We start from the raw sequence: 18,926 nt of genomic DNA, 5'->3' as shown, positions 1-18,926 counted from the left end.
TTAAGCTCTCTAGCGCCGATGGTAGTTGAGGTTTAACCTCCGCAAGAGTAGGACGCCGCTAGGCAACGAACAACAGTTTGTTTACAAATGAGTAGACAGACTGTTGTTTTTTTTATGTTTACTTTTCATATATGGATGTATAAGAATCACTCATAAAAGAAATACTTTTAAAAGTTATCTTTTTATCGTATAATAAAATAAAGTCAAATATGGTCAAATCATATTTAATAAGATGATTAATTGGAAAGGAGTGAGTAAGGTGAGCATTTCAGATATTATTGAACAATATTTAAAAGAAATCCTTCATGCAAATGAAAAGAAAGTGATTGAAATTAAACGAAGTGAGATTGCGAATCAATTTGAATGCGTTCCTTCCCAAATTAATTATGTCATTAATACGAGATTTACATTTGAAAAAGGATATTTAATTGAAAGTAAACGTGGTGGTGGTGGATATATCCGAATTACACGCGTTGAATATCAAGATGAATTTCAATTAATCGATGAAATTATTGCAATGATCAATCCGATGGTATCTGAACAAGGGGCATTAGATGTATTAGAACGTTTACGTGAAAAGAAATTAATTAATTTAAGAGAAGAGCATCTTATTATTAGTGCATTACAAAGAGAAGTATTAAACTTGCCATTACCAGATAGAGATCATTTGCGGGCACGTATCTTAACGAATATATTAACTACATTAAAGTATATTAATAGTAAAGGGGAGGAAAGGGATGGAATGTAAAGAGTGCCATGAACGTCCCGCAACACTTCATTTTACACAGTTTATAAATGGACATTTGCATGAAGTGCATGTATGTGAACATTGTGCGAAGAAACATGGTTATCAAAATCAACAAGAAGATGTATACTCCTTACACGATTTATTAACAGGACTTTTTCATATGAATCATTCGAATGTTGCACTTGGTAACGAATCATTTATTAGAAAAAAGGAAGTTGTAACATGTCCCACATGTCAATTAACTTTTGAACAGTTTCAAAAAAAGGGTAAATTTGGATGTGCAACATGCTATGAAATTTTCCAACCGAAATTAAGTAATGTATTAAAAAGAGTGCATAGTGGAAATACAAAGCATGCTGGTAAAATACCTGTTCGAAAGCGTAAAGAAATTTATGCTAAAAGAGAAATTGCACAGTTGAGACTTCAATTGAAAGAATTAATTGACGAGGAAGAGTTTGAACAAGCAGCAATCATTCGAGATGAAATAAGAAAGCTCGAAAGTCTAAAGGGTGGTGAGCAATCATGACTTTAGAATCTTTTATGAAAGAAGCAATTAGCCCATGGATGAGAGAAGATGGTCCAGAGAATGATATCGTTTTAAGTACAAGGATTCGCTTAGCAAGAAATTTTCAAGAAGAGGTTTTCCCTGTATATGCATCGGGTAGTTCATTAAAGAGAGTAAATCAATTTATGCAACAAACATTTGAAGATTCTTCATTTGAAACGTACGAACAATTGATGCATATAAAAATGGATCAGCTTTCACCAATATCAAAACGAGTATTAGTAGAGAAGCATTTGATTAGTCCATATTTAGTGAAAGCAAAAGAAGCGAGTAGTCTTATTTCAAAAAATGAACAGTTATCGATTATGATCAACGAAGAAGATCATTTACGAATTCAATTATATTTTCCAGGTTTTCAATTATCTAAAGGATTAGAAGAGGCGTTTCGGATTGATAATTGGTTAGAAGAGAAAATTGATTTTGCTTTCGATGAACATGTTGGGTATTTAACGAGTTGTCCTACAAATGTAGGAACAGGACTTCGAGCCTCCGTTATGCTACATCTTCCTGCTCTTATTTTAACGAAACAATTAAATCGTATGATGCCAGCGATTAATCAGTTAGGTTTTGTTGTAAGAGGGATTTATGGGGAAGGTAGTGAAGCATTAGGAAATGTATTTCAAGTATCAAATCAAATAACATTGGGAAAAACAGAAGAAGAAATCGTATTAGATTTAGAAAGTGTTATTTTAAAATTAATGGAGGCGGAGCGAAAAGCCCGCCAACATTTATTAAATCATTCACCTATTCATGTAGAGAATAAAATATACCGAGCATATGGCCTTTTAAAACATAGTCGTATTATGGAATCTGCAGAGGCTGCTACACTTATCTCTCATGTCCGATTAGGAATTGATTTAGGATTCATTGAAGATGTATCACACCATATTTTAAACGAATTAATCGTACTTACTCAACCAGGATTTTTACAACATTACGCAAAAAAAGTGTTGACAGCCGATGAACGCGATATATTACGAGCTACATTTATTCGCGAACGGTTAAATTTGAAATAGTAGGGGGCGTTTACATATGTTTGATCGATTTACAGAAAGGGCGCAAAAGGTCTTAGCATTATCGCAAGAAGAGGCCATTCGCCTAGGACATAACAATATTGGAACAGAACATATTTTATTAGGGTTAGTAAGAGAACGTGACGGAATTGCAGCAAAAGCTTTAAAAGAATTAGGTTTAGAAGTAAATCAAATTCAACGTGAAGTAGAACATTTAATCGGGATTGGAAATGGTGCCGTACAATCTATTCACTATACACCAAGAGCAAAAAAGGTCGTCGAATTATCACAAGATGAAGCAAGAAAATTAGGTCATGCATATGTTGGAACAGAACATATTTTGTTAGGACTTATTCGTGAAGGAGAAGGTGTTGCTGCTCGTGTACTTCATAATTTAAATGTAAGCTTAAATAAAGCGAGACAACAAGTTCTCCAGTTATTAGGAACAACAGAAGCACAGGGTTCACACCAAGGAAGAAATAGCCAGGCACAAAGCGCGAGCACACCAACATTAGATTCTTTAGCCCGTGATTTAACTGAAAGTGTTAAAGAAGGGAAAATTGACCCTGTTATCGGTAGAGATAAAGAGATTGAAAGAATTGTACAAATTTTAAGTAGGCGTACGAAAAATAACCCAGTTTTAATCGGGGAACCAGGTGTCGGAAAGACGGCTGTTGTAGAAGGATTAGCACACCAAATTGTGCAAAATGAAGTACCTGAAACATTACGTGATAAACGTGTGATGATTTTAGATATGGGTACAGTCGTTGCAGGTACAAAATATCGTGGGGAATTTGAAGACCGTTTAAAGAAGGTTATGGATGAAATTCGCAACGCAGGTAATATTATTTTATTCATTGATGAACTCCATACATTAATTGGTGCAGGTGGAGCAGAGGGAGCAATCGATGCTTCGAACATTTTAAAGCCATCGTTGGCACGTGGAGAGATTCAATGTGTTGGTGCGACAACATTAGATGAATACCGTAAGTATATTGAGAAAGATGCAGCTTTAGAGAGAAGATTCCAACCGATTCAAGTAGATGAACCTTCTACAGAAGAAACAGTGCTAATTTTACGAGGGTTACGTGATCGTTATGAAGCACATCATCGAGTAACGATTACAGATGAAGCAATTGAAGCTGCTGCTGAGTTATCTAGTCGCTATATAACAGACCGTTTCTTACCAGATAAAGCGATTGATTTAATCGACGAGGCTGGTTCACGTGTTCGTTTACGTTCTTATACTATTCCGACGAATTTAAAAGAATTGGAAGAAGAATTAGAAAAAATCCGTAATGAAAAAGATGCTGCTGTGTTAAGCCAAGAGTTTGAAAAGGCCGCATCATATCGTGATAAAGAACAAAAATTAAAAGAACAAGTAGAAGAAACGAAAGATAAATGGAAAGAAAAGCAAGGAAAAGAAAGTTTATCCGTTACGGATGAGGATATTGCGGTAGTCGTATCGTCTTGGACGGGTGTTCCTGTTGTAAAATTAACGAAAGATGAAAGTGATCGACTATTAAATATGGAAGAGATCTTACACGATCGTATTATCGGACAGAAAGAAGCTGTCACAGCAATTTCTAAAGCGATTCGCCGTGCTCGTGCAGGATTAAAGGATCCAAAACGCCCTATTGGGTCATTTATTTTCTTAGGACCAACAGGGGTCGGGAAAACAGAATTAGCTCGTGCACTTGCGGAAGTGATGTTTAATGATGAAGATGCGATGATTCGGATTGATATGTCAGAGTATATGGAGAAACATGCGACGTCCCGTTTAGTTGGTTCTCCTCCGGGTTATGTTGGGTATGAAGAAGGGGGACAATTAACAGAAAAAGTTCGCCGTAAACCATATTCTGTTGTTTTATTAGATGAAATTGAAAAAGCCCATCCAGAAGTGTTTAATATTTTATTACAAGTATTAGAAGATGGACGCTTAACAGACTCGAAAGGTCGTTTAGTAGACTTTAGAAATACAGTTTTAATTATGACATCGAATGTTGGGGCTAGTGAATTAAAACGCAATAAATTCGTAGGTTTTAATTTTGGAGATGAAAACCACGAACATAAGGATATGACATCGAAAGTGATGGAGGAAATGAAACGTACATTTCGTCCGGAGTTTTTAAACCGAATTGATGAAACGATTGTGTTCCACTCATTAGAAAAAGAGCATATGAAAGATATTGTGACGTTAATGGTGGAGCAAGTGAAGGAACGTTTAACAGAACAGGAAATTAATTTCTCTATTACCGAAAAAGCAATTGAAAAAATTGCTGACGATGGATTTGATCCTGAGTACGGGGCTCGACCATTACGTAGATCTATTCAACGAAATATCGAGGATTTACTGAGTGAAGAAATGTTAAAAGGAACTATCGCAAAAGGACAGGATGTAAAAATTGGCTTAAATAGTCGTGGAGATATTATTGTTTTACCGAAATAAAACAAGGGAGCTAGTGATTTTACTATCGCTAGCTCTTTTTTAAAAAAGAAAGCGAGGGTATACGTTGTCAAAGAAGAGAAAAACAGTATATGTCTGTCAAGAATGTGGACATGAGTCTATTCGCTGGATGGGAAAGTGTACGAACTGTAATAACTGGAATACATTTGTAGAAGAAGTGAAACAACCGGAAACGAACAAAACACGGGCAACTTTTGTGACGAGTGGTCAAAAGCCATTAAAAATAAAAGAAGTCGTTTCAGAAAAAGAACCACGTATGAAAACGAAAATGCAAGAAACGAATCGTGTACTCGGTGGTGGAATCGTGCCAGGTTCTCTCGTATTAATTGGTGGGGATCCCGGAATTGGGAAATCAACCTTATTATTACAAACATCAGCACAAATCGCAGAACTAGGTCAAAAAGTGTTATACGTTTCCGGGGAGGAATCGGTACAACAGACAAAATTACGTGCCGAACGATTACATGTTGATGCAGATGAGCTGTATATATATTCTGAAACGAACTTATTCAATATTACACATCAAATTGAACAAGTAAAACCTGCACTCGTTATTATCGATTCCATTCAAACGATTTTTAAGGAGGAAGTGACAAGTGCTCCAGGAAGTGTTACACAAGTACGTGAATGTACGATGGAATTAATGAAAGTGGCTAAGGAACAAGGAATTCCAATTTTTATCGTTGGACATGTGACAAAAGAAGGGGCCATTGCAGGTCCAAGAATGTTGGAACATATGGTGGATGTTGTACTTTATTTTGAAGGGGAGAGACATCATACATATCGGATTTTACGTAGTGTAAAAAATAGGTTCGGTAGCACGAATGAAATGGGAATTTTTGAAATGAAAGAGCTTGGTTTACAAGAAGTGTTAAATCCATCGGAAATTTTCTTGGAAGAACGATCTCAAGGAGCGGCAGGGTCTACTGTTGTTGCTTCAATGGAAGGGACCCGTCCAGTACTAGTTGAAATACAAGCATTAATATCGCCTTCGAGTTTTGGAAACCCACGCCGGATGGCGACAGGTGTCGATTCTAATCGTGTGCCATTATTGATGGCTGTATTAGAAAAACGTGTCGGGTTATTATTACAAAACCAGGATGCATATATAAAAGTTGCTGGTGGGGTAAAGTTAGATGAACCTGCGATTGACCTCGCGATTGCTATTAGTATTGCTTCTAGTTTCCGAGATCAACCGACTAATCCAGAAGATATTTTTATTGGAGAAGTTGGTTTAACGGGAGAAATTCGCCGTGTGTCACGAATTGAACAACGTGTACAAGAAGCGGCGAAGCTAGGGTTTAAACGTGTTATTTGTCCAGCGAATAATTTGGATGGATGGACATATCCTAGTTCTATTGAGGTAATTGGCGTAAAAACTGTACAAGAAGCATTGCGAATAGCGTTAGCAAAAAAAGGAGAAAATGCACCATTCTAAACAAAAATTAAAACATTGACTTTAGAAAATGTATGTGATAAAATTTTATGTTTTGCCTCGTTGACTAGCATTTTGGGCTATGCTATCATTTATGTTACATTCATATAACATTTGCAATTTATTGTTATATGAATGTTTATATAGGGAATACTACGTAAAAGGAGGTGCGAATAGGAATGTTGAAAAAAATTATTCACGTGTTTTTTGTCATTACGGGTGGAACATTAGGCTTTTTATACATGCCTAAAGTAATTAGGTTTTTTGATTTAACAGATATTAATTGGATTTTATCGCCATATTTCGGCTCTGTGTTAGGTGCAATTATATTTTTCTTTTTATCATATGTATTAGCTGATTATGTGGTGAATTTTCTAAAATGGATTGAGGATGGCTTAATAAAGTTACCAGTTGTTGATTTGTTTTTTGGCTCGATTGGTTTAATTTTAGGATTAGTTGTTGCATATTTAATCAATATTCCATTACAGGATATTAGCTTGCGTATCGTATCTGAAATTGTTCCATTGTTTTTAACGATTATTATCGGATATTTAGGATTCCAAGTCGGTTTTCGACGTCGAGAAGAATTTATGAATTTATTAACGATTTCTAGAAAAGAACGTAATAAGGATAAAGATCATGCAGAAGATATAAAGAAAACATCTGCAAGTGAAGTGAAACCAAAAATCCTTGATACGAGTGTCATTATCGATGGAAGAATAGCAGATATATGTCAGACGAATTTTTTGGAAGGGAAAATTATCATTCCACAATTTATTTTACATGAATTGCAGCATATAGCGGATTCCTCAGACGTATTAAAACGTAACCGAGGTAGGCGTGGGTTAGATATTTTGAACCGAATTCAAAAAGAACTAGATGTAGAAGTGGAAATGTATGAAGGAGATTTTGAAGATATTCCAGAAGTAGATAGTAAATTGGTGAAGTTAGCAAAAGTAATGGACGGTATTGTCGTTACGAACGATTTTAATTTAAATAAAGTAGCAGATTTCCAGAATGTTCCGGTGTTAAATATTAATGATTTAGCGAATGCAGTGAAGCCTGTTGTATTACCAGGGGAAGAACTTGTCGTTCATGTCATTAAAGACGGGAAAGAACAGAAGCAAGGTGTCGCTTATTTAGATGATGGTACAATGATTGTCGTAGAAGGCGGAAGAGACTTTATTGGCAAGACGATTGAAGTTTTAATAACGAGTGTACTACAAACGTCTGCAGGTCGGATGATTTTTGCTAAACCAAAATCATTGGAAAATGCGCAATAATAATATGAGGGAAATTTTCAAATAGTTGCACTCATCATAGTATATTTACTTGTATAAAGACAAGCAACGTTAAAAATGATGCTTAAGTGAAAATGAGGCGAGAGGATAATAAAATAAGTATATCGTTTTATACTTATGGCATTTGATTCGGACCTCATTATTTTTAATTTCAAAATGAATGAGCGAAACGAATGATCCATGATAGAAAAACCTTTATACAATTGGGGCTTTTTGCTATAATTATAAAAGGTATTATGTATTTTAGAGAGGGGAACAAACAATCATGACGAACGAGATTCGAGTCCGATATGCACCTAGTCCGACAGGCCATTTACATATTGGAAATGCACGTACAGCATTGTTTAATTATTTATATGCAAGACATTTTGATGGGAAATTTATTATTCGTACAGAAGATACTGACGCAAAGCGAAATGTTGAAGGTGGAGAGGAAAGCCAATTAACATTTCTAAAATGGTTAGGAATCGACTGGGATGAGGGTGCGGACATTGGCGGAGAGTATGGGCCATATCGTCAAATGGAACGTCTTGATATTTATAATGAATATATCCAACAATTACTAGATAAAGACCTTGCATACGAATGCTTCATGACAGAAGAAGAGCTAGAAGCGGAACGCGAAGAGCAAAAAGCGAATGGTCAAGTACCTAAATATGCTGGGAAACATAGTAATTTAACGGAAGAAGAAAAAGAAGCATTCCGTAAAGAAGGTCGTAAGCCAAGTATTCGAATTCGTGTACCATTAAATAAAACATATACATTTAATGATATTGTTCGTGGAGAAATCTCCATTGAATCTAGCGACTACGGTGATTGGGTCATTGTGAAAAAGGACGGTATTCCAACATATAACTTTGCCGTAGCAATAGATGATCATTTAATGGAAATTACACACGTATTACGTGGGGAAGAACATATTTCCAATACACCTAGACAAATGATGATCTATGACGCATTTGGTTGGGAATCTCCGACATTTGGTCATATGACATTAATTTTAAATGAAGAACGTAAGAAGTTAAGTAAACGTGATGAACATATTTTACAGTTTATCGAGCAATATAAAAATATGGGGTATTTACCAGAGGCGATGTTTAACTTCATCTCTTTACTAGGTTGGTCACCAGTTGGCGAAGAGGAAATTTTTGATCAACCATCATTAATTAAAATTTTTGACCCTGAACGTTTATCTACTTCAGCGGCAATTTTTGATCAGAAGAAACTGCAATGGATGAACGGTGAATACATTAAAAAGGCTGATGTTGAAACAGTAATCGACTTAACATTGCCACATTTAATGGAAGCTGGAAAAATTGCGGCAGATGCTGATGAGGCGACAATGAATTGGGCGAAAGAAATTATTGCATTATACCAAGAGCAATTACGTTATGGTGCGGAAATTGTTTCTTTAACAGAGCTATTCTTTAAAACGGAAATTGACTATAATGAAGCGGCTCAAGAAGTATTACAAGAAGAACAAGTGGTAGAAGTACTGCAAGTGTTTACTGATAAGCTCATTCACTTAGATAATTTCGTACAGGAAGATATTAAAGAGCAAATTAAAGCGACACAAAAAGAAACGAAACATCGCGGGAAGAAATTATTTATGCCAATTCGTGTTGCGACTACTGGTCAAACACATGGACCAGAATTACCGAAAGCAATTGAATTATTAGGAAAAGACATTGTATTAACCCGTTTAAATCAACTATTAGATACACTAGAAACGAAATAATTCACATTTTTATAGAAGTATAATATAGTAAAAATAAACAAATGAATAGACGAGAAATGAAGAAGAGGAAAAGTAAAAAGTTATTCCGTTTAAACAGAGAAAATCACCATTGGCTGAAAGTGATTTTAAACGCTACTTTTGAATATGCACCTCGGAGTTTCGTTATAGAAATGTAGCAGTATATAACGACGGCACTCTACCGTTATAGATAGAAGTGGGATATGGGTTTATACATATCTTAAACAGAGTGGAACCGTGCGTACGATGCGCCTCTGTGTAATGAAAATTACATAGAGGCGCATTTTTTTATTTACTTAAGGAGGGGAATGTCTATTATGGGAATCTTTAAAAGAATGAAAGAAGATATGGATGTTGTTTTTGAACAAGACCCTGCAGCACGTACGTATTTTGAAGTGTTTTTAACGTATTCTGGTTTACATGCCGTGTGGAATCATCGAATCGCACATTGGTTTTATAAAAGGAAGATGTTTTTTATTGCTAGAGCAATTTCGCAGTTGAGTAGATTTTTTACAGGAATTGAAATTCACCCGGGCGCAGTCATTGGACGACGCTTTTTCATCGACCATGGTATGGGGGTTGTCATTGGTGAAACATGTGAAATAGGGGATGATGTCACGATTTATCAAGGGGTCACACTTGGTGGTACAGGACATGAAAAGGGTAAACGTCATCCGACAGTAAAAAATAATGCATTAATCGCTACAGGCGCCAAAGTATTAGGGGCGATTACAGTTGGAGAAAACTCGAATGTAGGTGGTGGATCTGTCGTATTAAAAGATGTTCCAGATAATTCGACAGTTGTCGGTATTCCTGGAAGAGTCGTGAAACAGGATGGCAAAAAGGTTTCACAAAAACTTGATCACCATCGATTACCAGACCCAATGTTAGATAAGGTGAAACAATTGGAGAAAGAAGTTGCAGTATTGAGTGAGCAACTAGAACAACTGAAAGAAAGGGAATGACAATGACTATTAAAATTTATAACTCGTTAACGAATAAAAAGGAAGTATTTAAGTCGATTGAGGAAAACAAAGTACGAATGTATGTATGCGGGCCGACTGTATATAACTACATTCATATCGGTAATGCACGACCTGCGATAGTGTTCGACACAGTTCGACGATATTTGGAGTATAAAGGGTATGATGTCGATTACGTATTAAATTTTACGGATGTCGATGACAAGATTATAAAGCGCGCAAATGAACTTGGTGAACAAGTGCAAGATGTAACGAATCGTTATATTGATGCATATTTAGAAGATGTAAAAGCATTAGGTGTGAAAGAGGCAACATACCATCCACGTGTAACAGAAACGATGGATGATATCATCGACTTTGTTGCAGGTTTAGTGGAAAAAGACTATGCCTATGAAGTAGAGGGCGATGTATACTTTAAGCCACGTGCCTTTGATGAATATGGAAAACTATCCGCACAATCTATCGATGAATTACGTGCTGGTGCACGAATTCAAATAGGAGAAATAAAAGAAGACCCGTTAGACTTCGCTTTATGGAAGCGTGCAAAAGAAGGAGAAATTGCATGGGATTCACCTTGGGGGAAAGGACGTCCTGGTTGGCATATTGAATGTTCCGCGATGGCGAAAAAGTATTTAGGTGAAACGATTGATATTCATGCTGGGGGACAAGATTTAACATTCCCACACCATGAAAATGAAATCGCTCAATCAGAAGCTTTAAATGAAAAGCCGTTCGCCCATTATTGGATGCATAACGGATATATGAATATTAATAATGAAAAAATGTCTAAATCTCTCGGTAACTTTATTTTAACGAAAGATTTAATTGAGGAACATGATCCGATGGTTATTCGCTTCTTTATGTTATCTGTTCATTATCGTAACCCAATTAACTTTACGGATGCATTATTAAGTAGCGCAAAAACAAGCTTTGATCGAATTCGTACGACATATGCAAACTTAGAGCATCGTAAACAATCTAGTGCAAACTTAGGAGAGAAAAGTGAAAAATGGCTTGAGATGATAGAACAAGTGTGGCAACATTTCGAAGCGGCAATGGATGATGATTTTAATACAGCAAATGCAATTACGACAATTTTCGACTTAGCGAAAGATGCAAATATTTATTTAGAAGAAAAACATACAAACATTGAATTACTAGAAGCGTTTCAAGAAGCATTGGCAACATTGTTGCAAGTTTTAGGCATTACGATCGAACGAGAAGAAACATTATTAGATGAAGAAATTGATGCATTAATGGAAGAACGTAATGAAGCACGTAAAGCGAAAAACTTCGCTCGCGCAGATGAAATCCGTGATTTATTAAAGGAAAAGGACATCATTTTGGAAGATACAGCACAAGGTGTTCGTTGGAGAAGAGCGTAGTATGGGTGTAAATGCAAAGCAGTTAAACAGTTTGGCGCTAGCTTATATCGGGGATAGTGTATATGAACTATACGTTCGTAACCATGTCATTCTCACTGGAAAAGTTAAACCGAATCAATTACACCATAAAACAGTCCAATACGTATCTGGTGTAGGACAGGCGAAAGTTATCCATGCATGGCTAGAAGAAGAATTATTAACAGAGGAAGAAGCGGCGATCGTAAGGAGAGGGCGCAACGCAAAGTCACATACGATCCCTAAAAATATATCTGTTGCAGATTATCGATATGCAACAGCGTTTGAAACATTGATCGGCTATCATTATTTAGAAGGAAATGATAGCCGGTTAAATGAATTGATGCAATTAGCTGTTACATATATCGATGAACAAATTGCAGAGAAAGAAGGTAAGTGATATGTCAGATGAAATGATTATCGGACGTAATCCAGTTATAGAGGCTTTAAAATCTGGGAGAGAAATGAATAAAATACTTCTTTCCGAACACATTAGCAAACAAACAGAACGGGAAGTACAACAATTAGCGAAAAAGGCAAATACAATTGTACAAAAAGTACCGAAACAACGATTAGACCAAATGACTAAAGGAAAACATCAAGGGATCATTGCATATGTTTCGTCTTACACATATAGCACGGTGGAAGATATTTTAAGTCGTGCAGAAGAACGCAATGAAGCTCCGTGTATAATGATTTTAGACGAGCTCGAAGATCCTCATAACTTAGGAGCGATTTTACGTTCGGCTGATGCTACTGGTGCACACGGTGTTATTATACCGAAGCGGCGTGCCGTCGGATTAACTGAGACGGTTGCAAAGGCATCAGCGGGTGCAATTGAACATGTTCCGGTTGCAAGAGTCACGAATATTGCAGATACAATTGACCGTTTAAAAGAAGATAATATTTGGGTTGTCGGTACAGACGAGCGTGGTTCAAAGGATTTTCGTACATTAGATGGTGATACACCTTTGGCAATTGTCATTGGAAATGAAGGAAAAGGAATAAGTCGTTTAGTAAAGAAAAAATGTGACTGGTTAGTTCATTTACCAATGGAAGGTTCTATCACGTCATTAAATGCGTCCGTTGCGGCGAGTTTATTAATGTATGAAATTTACCGAAAACGGCACCCGCTTGGTGATTCGTTATGAATGTAGTCGTCGTAGATGGTTACAATGTGATTGGGGCATGGGATGAGTTAAATCGCTTAAAGCAAAAAGATATAGGTGCTGCACGCCATAAGTTAATCGAAATGTTAGCAGAATATCGTGCCTATACCGGTGATCGCATGATTGTCGTATTTGATGCGTTATATGTAAAAGGGATTGAACAAAAAACGTCACAATTTGACATTGAAATTATTTATACGAAAGAGGAAGAAACAGCAGATGAATGTATTGAACGACTTGTTCGTTCTTTAAAAACGGTGAAAAATCAAGTGTATGTTGTCACATCCGATTATTTAGAGCAAACGACGATTTTCAGTCGTGGTGCACTAAGAATATCTGCTCGCGAATTGTTCGCATATATGGATGATGTCGAAACAGACATCCAAGAGAAAATTGTCGAAGAAGAAAAACAACGGCCGAGAAACAAAATTATTCATAATGAGACAAACTTACAAGCTTTACAAGCATTACAGAAAAAATTGTCAAAATAAATATTATTCCCCCTAAAACTATCGGATTTACGTAATTTACAAAAAATTTAATTGACGTATGGAAATGACATACTGTATACTCATTTTTAGTATAGTGAGCATAGTGTGAAAAATGGTGAGGGGGAATATTTTTTGAAAACGATGGATCAACTAGATAGTCAATTACCAATTGGGGCTTTAGTTGATGAAGAGATGCTAATGCAGGTGCAACAAGGAGACGAGATAGCTGCAGAATACTTAGTGCATAAATATGAAAATATTGTCCACAAAAAAGCGAATGCGTATTTTTTAGTCGGTAGTGAACGAGAAGATGTCGTACAAGAAGGATTTATCGGATTATTTAAAGCGATTTATGATTACGATAAAAATAAACGCTCCTCATTTAAAACATTTGCAGAATTATGTATTACGAGACAAATTATTACGTCGATAAAGTCAGCTACACGAATGAAACATTCACCATTAAATTCGTACATATCGATTTATAAACCAGTTTCGGATGATGAACAAGACCGTACATTGCTTGATACGATCGTCGATGATGGGGCATATGATCCGAAAGATTATGTATTGACAAAAGAAAAACTACGGACATTAAAAGTCGAATTATTGAAAGCGCTAACTAAATTGGAGTGGAGTGTTTTGACACTTTATTTACAAGGATTTTCGTATGAAGAAATCGCATCTGCTTTGACGCGGACAGAGAAATCGATAGACAATGCATTGCAGCGTGTAAAAAAGAAAGTCGAACAAATAGAAGCAATACGAGAAAAAGAATAATTGTTTATTTTATGTACAGAAGCGTTTGTTATAGTGGAATGTATATAGCAAAAATTTTTCACAAATAATACAAGCCATTTTTCATACTATACTACATATACGAAACGAGGGCCGCACCCATTATTTCGTTGACAATGATTGCAATATCGTGCTACATTGGAATAAGAAAAAGCTTATGTTGGTGAGTAAAATGAATAGTAAAGTGATCTTAGCATGTACAGAATGTTCAAGTAGAAACTATACAACGAACAAAAACAAATTGACAAGCCCTGAAAGACTCGAAGTAAAAAAGTATTGTAAACAATGTAAAAAACATGTTTTACATAAAGAAACGAAATAGTGGCTTAGTTGGAGGAAGAAAGCGAATATGGTTAATTTTTTAAAAAACGTCTCACGTGAAATGAAAAAAGTTACATGGCCGAAAGGACCTGAACTAGTTAGTTATACAATAACGGTTATCGTAACGGTAGCGTTTGTCGCATTGTTCTTCGCAGTAATTGATCTAGGTATTACACAGTTATTAAATAATGTACCTTTTTTTAATAAATGATGATAAAACTGTGCTATAATATAAATATTGATGATGACGCATGTAAAACCCGGCTCTAAGAACGGGTTTTTAATATGGTCTTTTTTTGTATTTCATCAAATGTTGAAAGGAGGAAACAAAAACAATGGAAGCAAATTGGTATGTAATCCATACTTATTCAGGTTATGAAAACAAAGTGAAAATGAATTTAGAAAAACGAGTAGAAACGATGGGAATGGAAGATAAAATCTTCCGAGTCATTATACCTGAACAAGAAGAAACGGAAATTAAAGATGGTAAAAAGAAAGTGTCGATGAAAAAATCATTCCCTGGTTATGTATTAGCAGAGATGATTATGACGGATGACTCTTGGTATGTTGTGCGAAATACACCGGGTGTAACAGGGTTTGTCGGGTCAAGTGGACAAGGGACAAAACCAACACCACTTTTACCACATGAAGTAGATGAATTATTGAAGAAAATTGGCATGGACAAAAAAGTAGTGAAAGTTGATTTTGAATTAAAAGAAAATGTTAAAGTAACAGCTGGTCCATTCGCAGATAGTATGGGAACTATAGAACATATTGATGCAGATAAACAGACATTAAAAGTTCATGTAAATATGTTCGGTAGAGAAACACCTGTAGAATTAGAATTTTCTCAAGTTGAAAAATTAACTTAATTTCCTTTTAATTCTTGCATTACATCTATATATATGGTATAGTTTTTTGGGTATATAAAAGATACTTACATTTTAAGTATATGGCATCATCAATTAATGTGATGCCTTTACCTGAGTGGGAGGGAACTTCTTTTATAAAGAGCGACCCAATTACCACATCACGGACTAGTTAGGAGGTGTGTTTCGTGGCTAAAAAAGTAATCGATATTGTTAAATTACAAATCCCTGCTGGAAAAGCAAACCCGGCACCACCGGTAGGACCTGCATTAGGTCAAGCTGGTATTAATATCATGGGATTCTGTAAAGAGTTCAACGCACAAACACAAGATAAGGCTGGTTTAATTATTCCAGTTGAAATTACGGTGTTTGAAGATCGTTCGTTTACATTTATTACAAAAACTCCACCAGCTGCAGTTTTATTAAAGAAAGCAGCAGGGATTGATAAAGCATCAGGAGAACCGAACAAAACGAAAGTTGCGACGGTTAAACGTGATACTGTAAAAGAAATCGCAGAATCAAAAATGGAAGATTTAAACGCTGCTGATGTTGAAGCAGCTATGCGCATGGTTGAAGGTACTGCTCGTAGTATGGGAATTACGATCGAAGACTAATTCGACGTATCAGTGCCTGAAACGTGGGAGGTATAACCGTTACTACCACATTGAAGGAGGAAAAACATTGAAAAAAAGAGGAAAAAGATATCAAGAAGCTGCAAAGCTTGTTGACAAATCGAAACAATATGATATTGCTGAAGCAGTAACTTTATTAAAAGAAACTGCAAAAGCTAAATTTGACGAAACTGTTGAAGTTGCTTTCCGTTTAGGTGTAGACCCTAAGCATGCTGACCAAAACATTCGTGGTGCTGTTGTGTTACCACACGGTACTGGTAGAACTCAGCGAGTTTTAGTTTTCGCTAAAGGTGAAAAAGTTAAAGAAGCTGAAGCTGCAGGAGCAGATTACATTGGGGATGCAGATATCATCCAAAAAATCAATGATGGTTGGTTCGATTTTGATGTGATCGTTGCGACACCAGACATGATGGCTGAAGTTGGTAAATTAGGACGTGTATTAGGACCAAAAGGTTTAATGCCAAACCCTAAAACTGGAACAGTGACATTTGAAGTTGAAAAAGCTGTTCAAGAAATTAAAGCTGGTAAAGTTGAATACCGCGTAGATAAAGCGGCTAACTTACATGTACCAGTTGGAAAAATTTCTTTCGACAACGACAAGTTAGTTGAAAACATTGAAACAATCATTGAGACGATCGTTAAAGTGAAACCTCAATCTTCAAAAGGTACTTACTTACGTAACGTATCTATTACATCTACAATGGGCCCTGGCTTAAAAGTAGATGCATCTAGCTTTATGTAAAAGTTGTTGACAATGGACAGAAATTAGTATATATTAATTTTTGGTACAATAAAATATGTTATACCGTAGACAGTAGGTGCGATGTTGCTTAATTTCCTACCGAGGTGTTTTATTACTTTTTATGAATATTTGCTCATAAATAATAATGCCTCCATGTCTAAATGGAGGCTTTTTCTATAGTAAGAAACAAAAGGCTAACGTGTATAACGTGAAGAAAATAATAGGAGGTGTAGCAATGTCAGTTATCGAAGCGAAGAAACAAATCGTGGAAGAAATTTCAGAGAAGTTTAAAGATAGTCAATCAGCTGTTTTAGTTGATTACCGTGGTTTAAACGTTGCTGAAATCACGGCATTAAGAAAAGAGTTACGTGATAACAACATCGAATATAAAGTGTACAAAAACACTTTAACTAGACGTGCAGTAGAAAGTGCTGAATTAAGTGAGTTAAGCGAACAGTTAGTTGGGCCTACTGCTGTAGCGTTCGGTAAAGATGATGTTGTAGCTCCAGCGAGAATTCTTCACAACTTCTCTAAAGATCATGAAGCTTTAGAAATTAAAGGTGGAGTAATCGAAGGTAAAGTTGCGACACTTGATGAAATCAAGGAATTATCAACATTACCAGATCACGACGGACTTGTATCTATGTTACTAAGCGTGTTACAAGCGCCAATCAGAAACTTAGCGTACGCTACAAAAGCGATCGCAGACCAAAAAGAGGAAGCAGGAGAGTAATTCTCGCTTCGTAAAAAAACATTATTAGGAGGAAATAACAGATGACTAAAGAACAAATCATTGACGCGGTTAAAGAAATGTCTGTTTTAGAATTAAACGAATTAGTTAAAGCAATTGAAGAAGAATTTGGAGTAACAGCTGCAGCTCCAGTTGCAGTAGCAGGTGCAGCAGGCGGTGCTGAAGCTGCTGAAGAAAAAACTGACTTTGACGTAGTATTAAAAGACGCAGGTGCTTCTAAGATCAAAGTTGTTAAAGCAGTACGTGAAATTACTGGTCTTGGATTAAAAGACGCAAAAGACTTAACGGACTCAGCTCCTAAAGCTATCAAAGAAGGCGTAGCGAAAGAAGAAGCTGAAGAAATGAAAGCTAAATTAGAAGAAGCTGGAGCAACAGTAGAATTAGCGTAATTTAAAAAGAAAAGCTCGTCATATTATTGGCGGGCTTTTCATTTCTATTAAAACCTCACATAATTATTTCTCCACAAAATTATATGTAAGTAGGTGTTCAAGCGAATGTCTGATCACTATTATTCAAATCACCCACAATCAGAAGTAATAACAGAGACGAAAGAATATCGTTTACGTCATCATACGCTAAAGTTAACGTCTGGCACTGGTGTGTTTTCTAAAAAAGGTATTGACTTCGGTTCACAAGTGTTAATGGAAACATTTGAACCGCCGTCTATTTCTGGTGACTTTCTAGATTTAGGGTGTGGGTATGGACCGATAGGGTTAACGATTGCAAAGGAGTTTACAGACCGTCACATATATATGGTCGATGTAAATGACCGTGCGATACAATTCGCGAGGGAAAACGCAAAGCAAAACAACATTTCAAATGTAACAATCCAACAAAGTGATGGTTTCGAGACGATTTCAGATAGGCGTTTTGCATCTGTTATAACAAATCCACCAATTCGGGCTGGGAAAAAAGTAATATTCACTTTTTTTGAAAAAAGTTTTGAACAATTAGATGACGGTGGGGAACTATGGGTTGTCATTCAAAAAAAGCAAGGTGCACCATCGACGATAAAACATTTAGAAACGATGTTTCAACAAGTTGATGTGGTAGCGAAGAAAAAAGGTTATTTTATTATTCGAGCACATAAAGGGAAGCTTGACTAGGGTTTGTATATATGGTAAAATGTGTAGATGCTACCATGCTTTTCTTTATGTCAAGTGTATATGTATAAAGCATTGGAAAGTTGTTAATAATGGTGCGAGTAAGTAAATTTACTCTATATGTTAAGGAAAGTTAATTGTTTATATGATAATAAAAAAGGATTTTCATGATCATAGAGGATCTTTTCTATTTTTGTATAAATAGAGAACTTTCTTTTGTCGTGCCTATTGCATAGGTGTGGCATGTCTTTTATAGAAGGAATGTTCGTATATTTACTAAAAAAATAATAACGCACATTACAAAAAAAGACAAGTTTTAAATATTTTTTGTAAGTTTTAAGGTTTTAATCCTTTTTAAATAAAATGTTTGATTTTAGGGGTG

21 protein-coding genes and 2 other annotated features are annotated in these 18,926 nt (G+C 35.9%); all 21 genes read left to right on the top strand.

Features of this window, described 5'->3' with window-relative positions:
• Positions 1 to 232: 232 nt before the first annotated feature.
• The 21 genes from SPD45_RS07815 (at position 233) to SPD45_RS07715 (ending at position 18,547) form a co-directional block, all read left to right on the top strand.
• Positions 233 to 748 (top strand): CtsR family transcriptional regulator, encoded by a 516-nt coding sequence (locus tag SPD45_RS07815; protein WP_442962002.1) that lies wholly within the window; start codon positions 233 to 235, stop codon positions 746 to 748.
• Entirely contained in the window at positions 738 to 1,274 is a 537-nt protein-coding gene (locus SPD45_RS07810; protein WP_336267179.1) for a UvrB/UvrC motif-containing protein, read from the top strand. Before SPD45_RS07815 ends, SPD45_RS07810 begins: the two co-directional genes overlap by 11 nt.
• Complete coding sequence (locus SPD45_RS07805; protein WP_336267178.1) at positions 1,271 to 2,329, top strand: protein arginine kinase; 1,059 nt, start codon at positions 1,271 to 1,273, stop codon at positions 2,327 to 2,329. The genes SPD45_RS07810 and SPD45_RS07805 overlap by 4 nt, the downstream gene beginning before the upstream one ends.
• Before the next feature lie 16 nt (positions 2,330 to 2,345).
• Complete coding sequence (locus SPD45_RS07800) at positions 2,346 to 4,775, top strand: ATP-dependent Clp protease ATP-binding subunit (RefSeq protein ID WP_336267177.1); 2,430 nt, start codon at positions 2,346 to 2,348, stop codon at positions 4,773 to 4,775.
• Positions 4,776 to 4,902: 127 nt separating this feature from the next.
• Complete coding sequence (gene radA, locus SPD45_RS07795) at positions 4,903 to 6,231, top strand: DNA repair protein RadA (protein ID WP_442962004.1); 1,329 nt, start codon at positions 4,903 to 4,905, stop codon at positions 6,229 to 6,231.
• 176 nt (positions 6,232 to 6,407) lie between these two features.
• Positions 6,408 to 7,511, top strand: coding sequence for a PIN/TRAM domain-containing protein (locus SPD45_RS07790; protein WP_336267175.1), 1,104 nt, complete (start codon positions 6,408 to 6,410; stop codon positions 7,509 to 7,511).
• 283 nt (positions 7,512 to 7,794) lie between these two features.
• Positions 7,795 to 9,267, top strand: coding sequence for a glutamate--tRNA ligase (gene gltX, locus SPD45_RS07785; RefSeq protein ID WP_336267174.1), 1,473 nt, complete (start codon positions 7,795 to 7,797; stop codon positions 9,265 to 9,267).
• 50 nt (positions 9,268 to 9,317) lie between these two features.
• Positions 9,318 to 9,544 (top strand) — a binding site (T-box leader).
• 58 nt (positions 9,545 to 9,602) lie between these two features.
• Positions 9,603 to 10,250: a serine O-acetyltransferase gene (gene cysE, locus SPD45_RS07780; protein ID WP_336267173.1), complete on the top strand. Its 648-nt coding sequence runs from the start codon at positions 9,603 to 9,605 to the stop codon at positions 10,248 to 10,250.
• 2 nt (positions 10,251 to 10,252) lie between these two features.
• Positions 10,253 to 11,653, top strand: coding sequence for a cysteine--tRNA ligase (gene cysS / locus SPD45_RS07775; protein ID WP_336267172.1), 1,401 nt, complete (start codon positions 10,253 to 10,255; stop codon positions 11,651 to 11,653).
• Between the two features lies 1 nt (position 11,654).
• Positions 11,655 to 12,068: a Mini-ribonuclease 3 gene (locus tag SPD45_RS07770; protein ID WP_336267171.1), complete on the top strand. Its 414-nt coding sequence runs from the start codon at positions 11,655 to 11,657 to the stop codon at positions 12,066 to 12,068.
• 1 nt (position 12,069) lies between these two features.
• Positions 12,070 to 12,819, top strand: a complete 750-nt coding sequence (gene rlmB / locus SPD45_RS07765) for a 23S rRNA (guanosine(2251)-2'-O)-methyltransferase RlmB (RefSeq protein ID WP_336267170.1) — start codon at positions 12,070 to 12,072, stop codon at positions 12,817 to 12,819.
• Entirely contained in the window at positions 12,816 to 13,328 is a 513-nt protein-coding gene (locus SPD45_RS07760) for an NYN domain-containing protein (protein WP_336267169.1), read from the top strand. Before rlmB ends, SPD45_RS07760 begins: the two co-directional genes overlap by 4 nt.
• 141 nt (positions 13,329 to 13,469) lie before the next feature.
• The gene (gene sigH / locus SPD45_RS07755) at positions 13,470 to 14,108 is read left to right on the top strand and encodes an RNA polymerase sporulation sigma factor SigH (RefSeq protein ID WP_336267186.1); all 639 of its coding nucleotides are present in this window, start codon (positions 13,470 to 13,472) and stop codon (positions 14,106 to 14,108) included.
• A gap of 175 nt (positions 14,109 to 14,283) precedes the next feature.
• Positions 14,284 to 14,448, top strand: coding sequence for a 50S ribosomal protein L33 (gene rpmG, locus SPD45_RS07750; protein ID WP_336267168.1), 165 nt, complete (start codon positions 14,284 to 14,286; stop codon positions 14,446 to 14,448).
• A 27-nt stretch (positions 14,449 to 14,475) separates the two neighbouring features.
• The gene (secE, locus tag SPD45_RS07745; RefSeq protein ID WP_336267167.1) at positions 14,476 to 14,658 is read left to right on the top strand and encodes a preprotein translocase subunit SecE; all 183 of its coding nucleotides are present in this window, start codon (positions 14,476 to 14,478) and stop codon (positions 14,656 to 14,658) included.
• Between the two features lie 124 nt (positions 14,659 to 14,782).
• A complete protein-coding gene (gene nusG / locus SPD45_RS07740; RefSeq protein WP_336267166.1) occupies positions 14,783 to 15,319 on the top strand; it encodes a transcription termination/antitermination protein NusG in 537 nt (178 codons plus the stop codon).
• A 185-nt stretch (positions 15,320 to 15,504) separates the two neighbouring features.
• Positions 15,505 to 15,930, top strand: a complete 426-nt coding sequence (gene rplK / locus SPD45_RS07735; RefSeq protein ID WP_336267165.1) for a 50S ribosomal protein L11 — start codon at positions 15,505 to 15,507, stop codon at positions 15,928 to 15,930.
• A gap of 67 nt (positions 15,931 to 15,997) precedes the next feature.
• Entirely contained in the window at positions 15,998 to 16,690 is a 693-nt protein-coding gene (gene rplA, locus SPD45_RS07730) for a 50S ribosomal protein L1 (RefSeq protein ID WP_336267164.1), read from the top strand.
• A gap of 45 nt (positions 16,691 to 16,735) precedes the next feature.
• Positions 16,736 to 16,874: a sequence feature (ribosomal protein L10 leader region), on the top strand.
• A 51-nt stretch (positions 16,875 to 16,925) separates the two neighbouring features.
• Positions 16,926 to 17,423, top strand: a complete 498-nt coding sequence (gene rplJ, locus SPD45_RS07725; protein WP_336267163.1) for a 50S ribosomal protein L10 — start codon at positions 16,926 to 16,928, stop codon at positions 17,421 to 17,423.
• A 41-nt stretch (positions 17,424 to 17,464) separates the two neighbouring features.
• Positions 17,465 to 17,830 (top strand): 50S ribosomal protein L7/L12, encoded by a 366-nt coding sequence (rplL, locus tag SPD45_RS07720; RefSeq protein WP_336267162.1) that lies wholly within the window; start codon positions 17,465 to 17,467, stop codon positions 17,828 to 17,830.
• Positions 17,831 to 17,935: 105 nt separating this feature from the next.
• Positions 17,936 to 18,547 carry a class I SAM-dependent methyltransferase gene (locus tag SPD45_RS07715; RefSeq protein WP_336267161.1) on the top strand — a complete coding sequence of 204 codons (612 nt, stop codon included), beginning with the start codon at positions 17,936 to 17,938 and terminating at the stop codon, positions 18,545 to 18,547.
• Positions 18,548 to 18,926 lie beyond the last annotated feature (379 nt).

The sequence above is a fragment of the Pseudogracilibacillus sp. SO10305 genome (assembly GCF_037072005.1).
Classification (GTDB): Bacteria; Bacillota; Bacilli; order Bacillales; family Amphibacillaceae; genus Pseudogracilibacillus; species Pseudogracilibacillus intestinigallinarum.
The sequence above is the reverse complement of the archived record's forward strand: the minus strand, read 5'-3'. Positions and strand labels throughout refer to the sequence as shown.

Excerpts from the sequence above, each read along its gene's own strand:
- SPD45_RS07815 (WP_442962002.1), top strand. The coding sequence starts at position 233 with ATGATTAATTGGAAAGGAGTGAGTAAGGTGAGCATTTCAGATATTATT.
- SPD45_RS07810 (WP_336267179.1), top strand. The coding sequence starts at position 738 with ATGGAATGTAAAGAGTGCCATGAACGTCCCGCAACACTTCATTTTACA.
- SPD45_RS07805 (WP_336267178.1), top strand. The coding sequence starts at position 1,271 with ATGACTTTAGAATCTTTTATGAAAGAAGCAATTAGCCCATGGATGAGA.
- SPD45_RS07800 (WP_336267177.1), top strand. The coding sequence starts at position 2,346 with ATGTTTGATCGATTTACAGAAAGGGCGCAAAAGGTCTTAGCATTATCG.
- radA (WP_442962004.1), top strand. The coding sequence starts at position 4,903 with ATGGGAAAGTGTACGAACTGTAATAACTGGAATACATTTGTAGAAGAA.
- SPD45_RS07790 (WP_336267175.1), top strand. The coding sequence starts at position 6,408 with ATGTTGAAAAAAATTATTCACGTGTTTTTTGTCATTACGGGTGGAACA.
- gltX (WP_336267174.1), top strand. The coding sequence starts at position 7,795 with ATGACGAACGAGATTCGAGTCCGATATGCACCTAGTCCGACAGGCCAT.
- cysE (WP_336267173.1), top strand. The coding sequence starts at position 9,603 with ATGGGAATCTTTAAAAGAATGAAAGAAGATATGGATGTTGTTTTTGAA.
- cysS (WP_336267172.1), top strand. The coding sequence starts at position 10,253 with ATGACTATTAAAATTTATAACTCGTTAACGAATAAAAAGGAAGTATTT.
- SPD45_RS07770 (WP_336267171.1), top strand. The coding sequence starts at position 11,655 with ATGGGTGTAAATGCAAAGCAGTTAAACAGTTTGGCGCTAGCTTATATC.
- rlmB (WP_336267170.1), top strand. The coding sequence starts at position 12,070 with ATGTCAGATGAAATGATTATCGGACGTAATCCAGTTATAGAGGCTTTA.
- SPD45_RS07760 (WP_336267169.1), top strand. The coding sequence starts at position 12,816 with ATGAATGTAGTCGTCGTAGATGGTTACAATGTGATTGGGGCATGGGAT.
- sigH (WP_336267186.1), top strand. The coding sequence starts at position 13,470 with ATGGATCAACTAGATAGTCAATTACCAATTGGGGCTTTAGTTGATGAA.
- rpmG (WP_336267168.1), top strand. The coding sequence starts at position 14,284 with ATGTTGGTGAGTAAAATGAATAGTAAAGTGATCTTAGCATGTACAGAA.
- secE (WP_336267167.1), top strand. The coding sequence starts at position 14,476 with ATGGTTAATTTTTTAAAAAACGTCTCACGTGAAATGAAAAAAGTTACA.
- nusG (WP_336267166.1), top strand. The coding sequence starts at position 14,783 with ATGGAAGCAAATTGGTATGTAATCCATACTTATTCAGGTTATGAAAAC.
- rplJ (WP_336267163.1), top strand. The coding sequence starts at position 16,926 with ATGTCAGTTATCGAAGCGAAGAAACAAATCGTGGAAGAAATTTCAGAG.
- rplL (WP_336267162.1), top strand. The coding sequence starts at position 17,465 with ATGACTAAAGAACAAATCATTGACGCGGTTAAAGAAATGTCTGTTTTA.
- SPD45_RS07715 (WP_336267161.1), top strand. The coding sequence starts at position 17,936 with ATGTCTGATCACTATTATTCAAATCACCCACAATCAGAAGTAATAACA.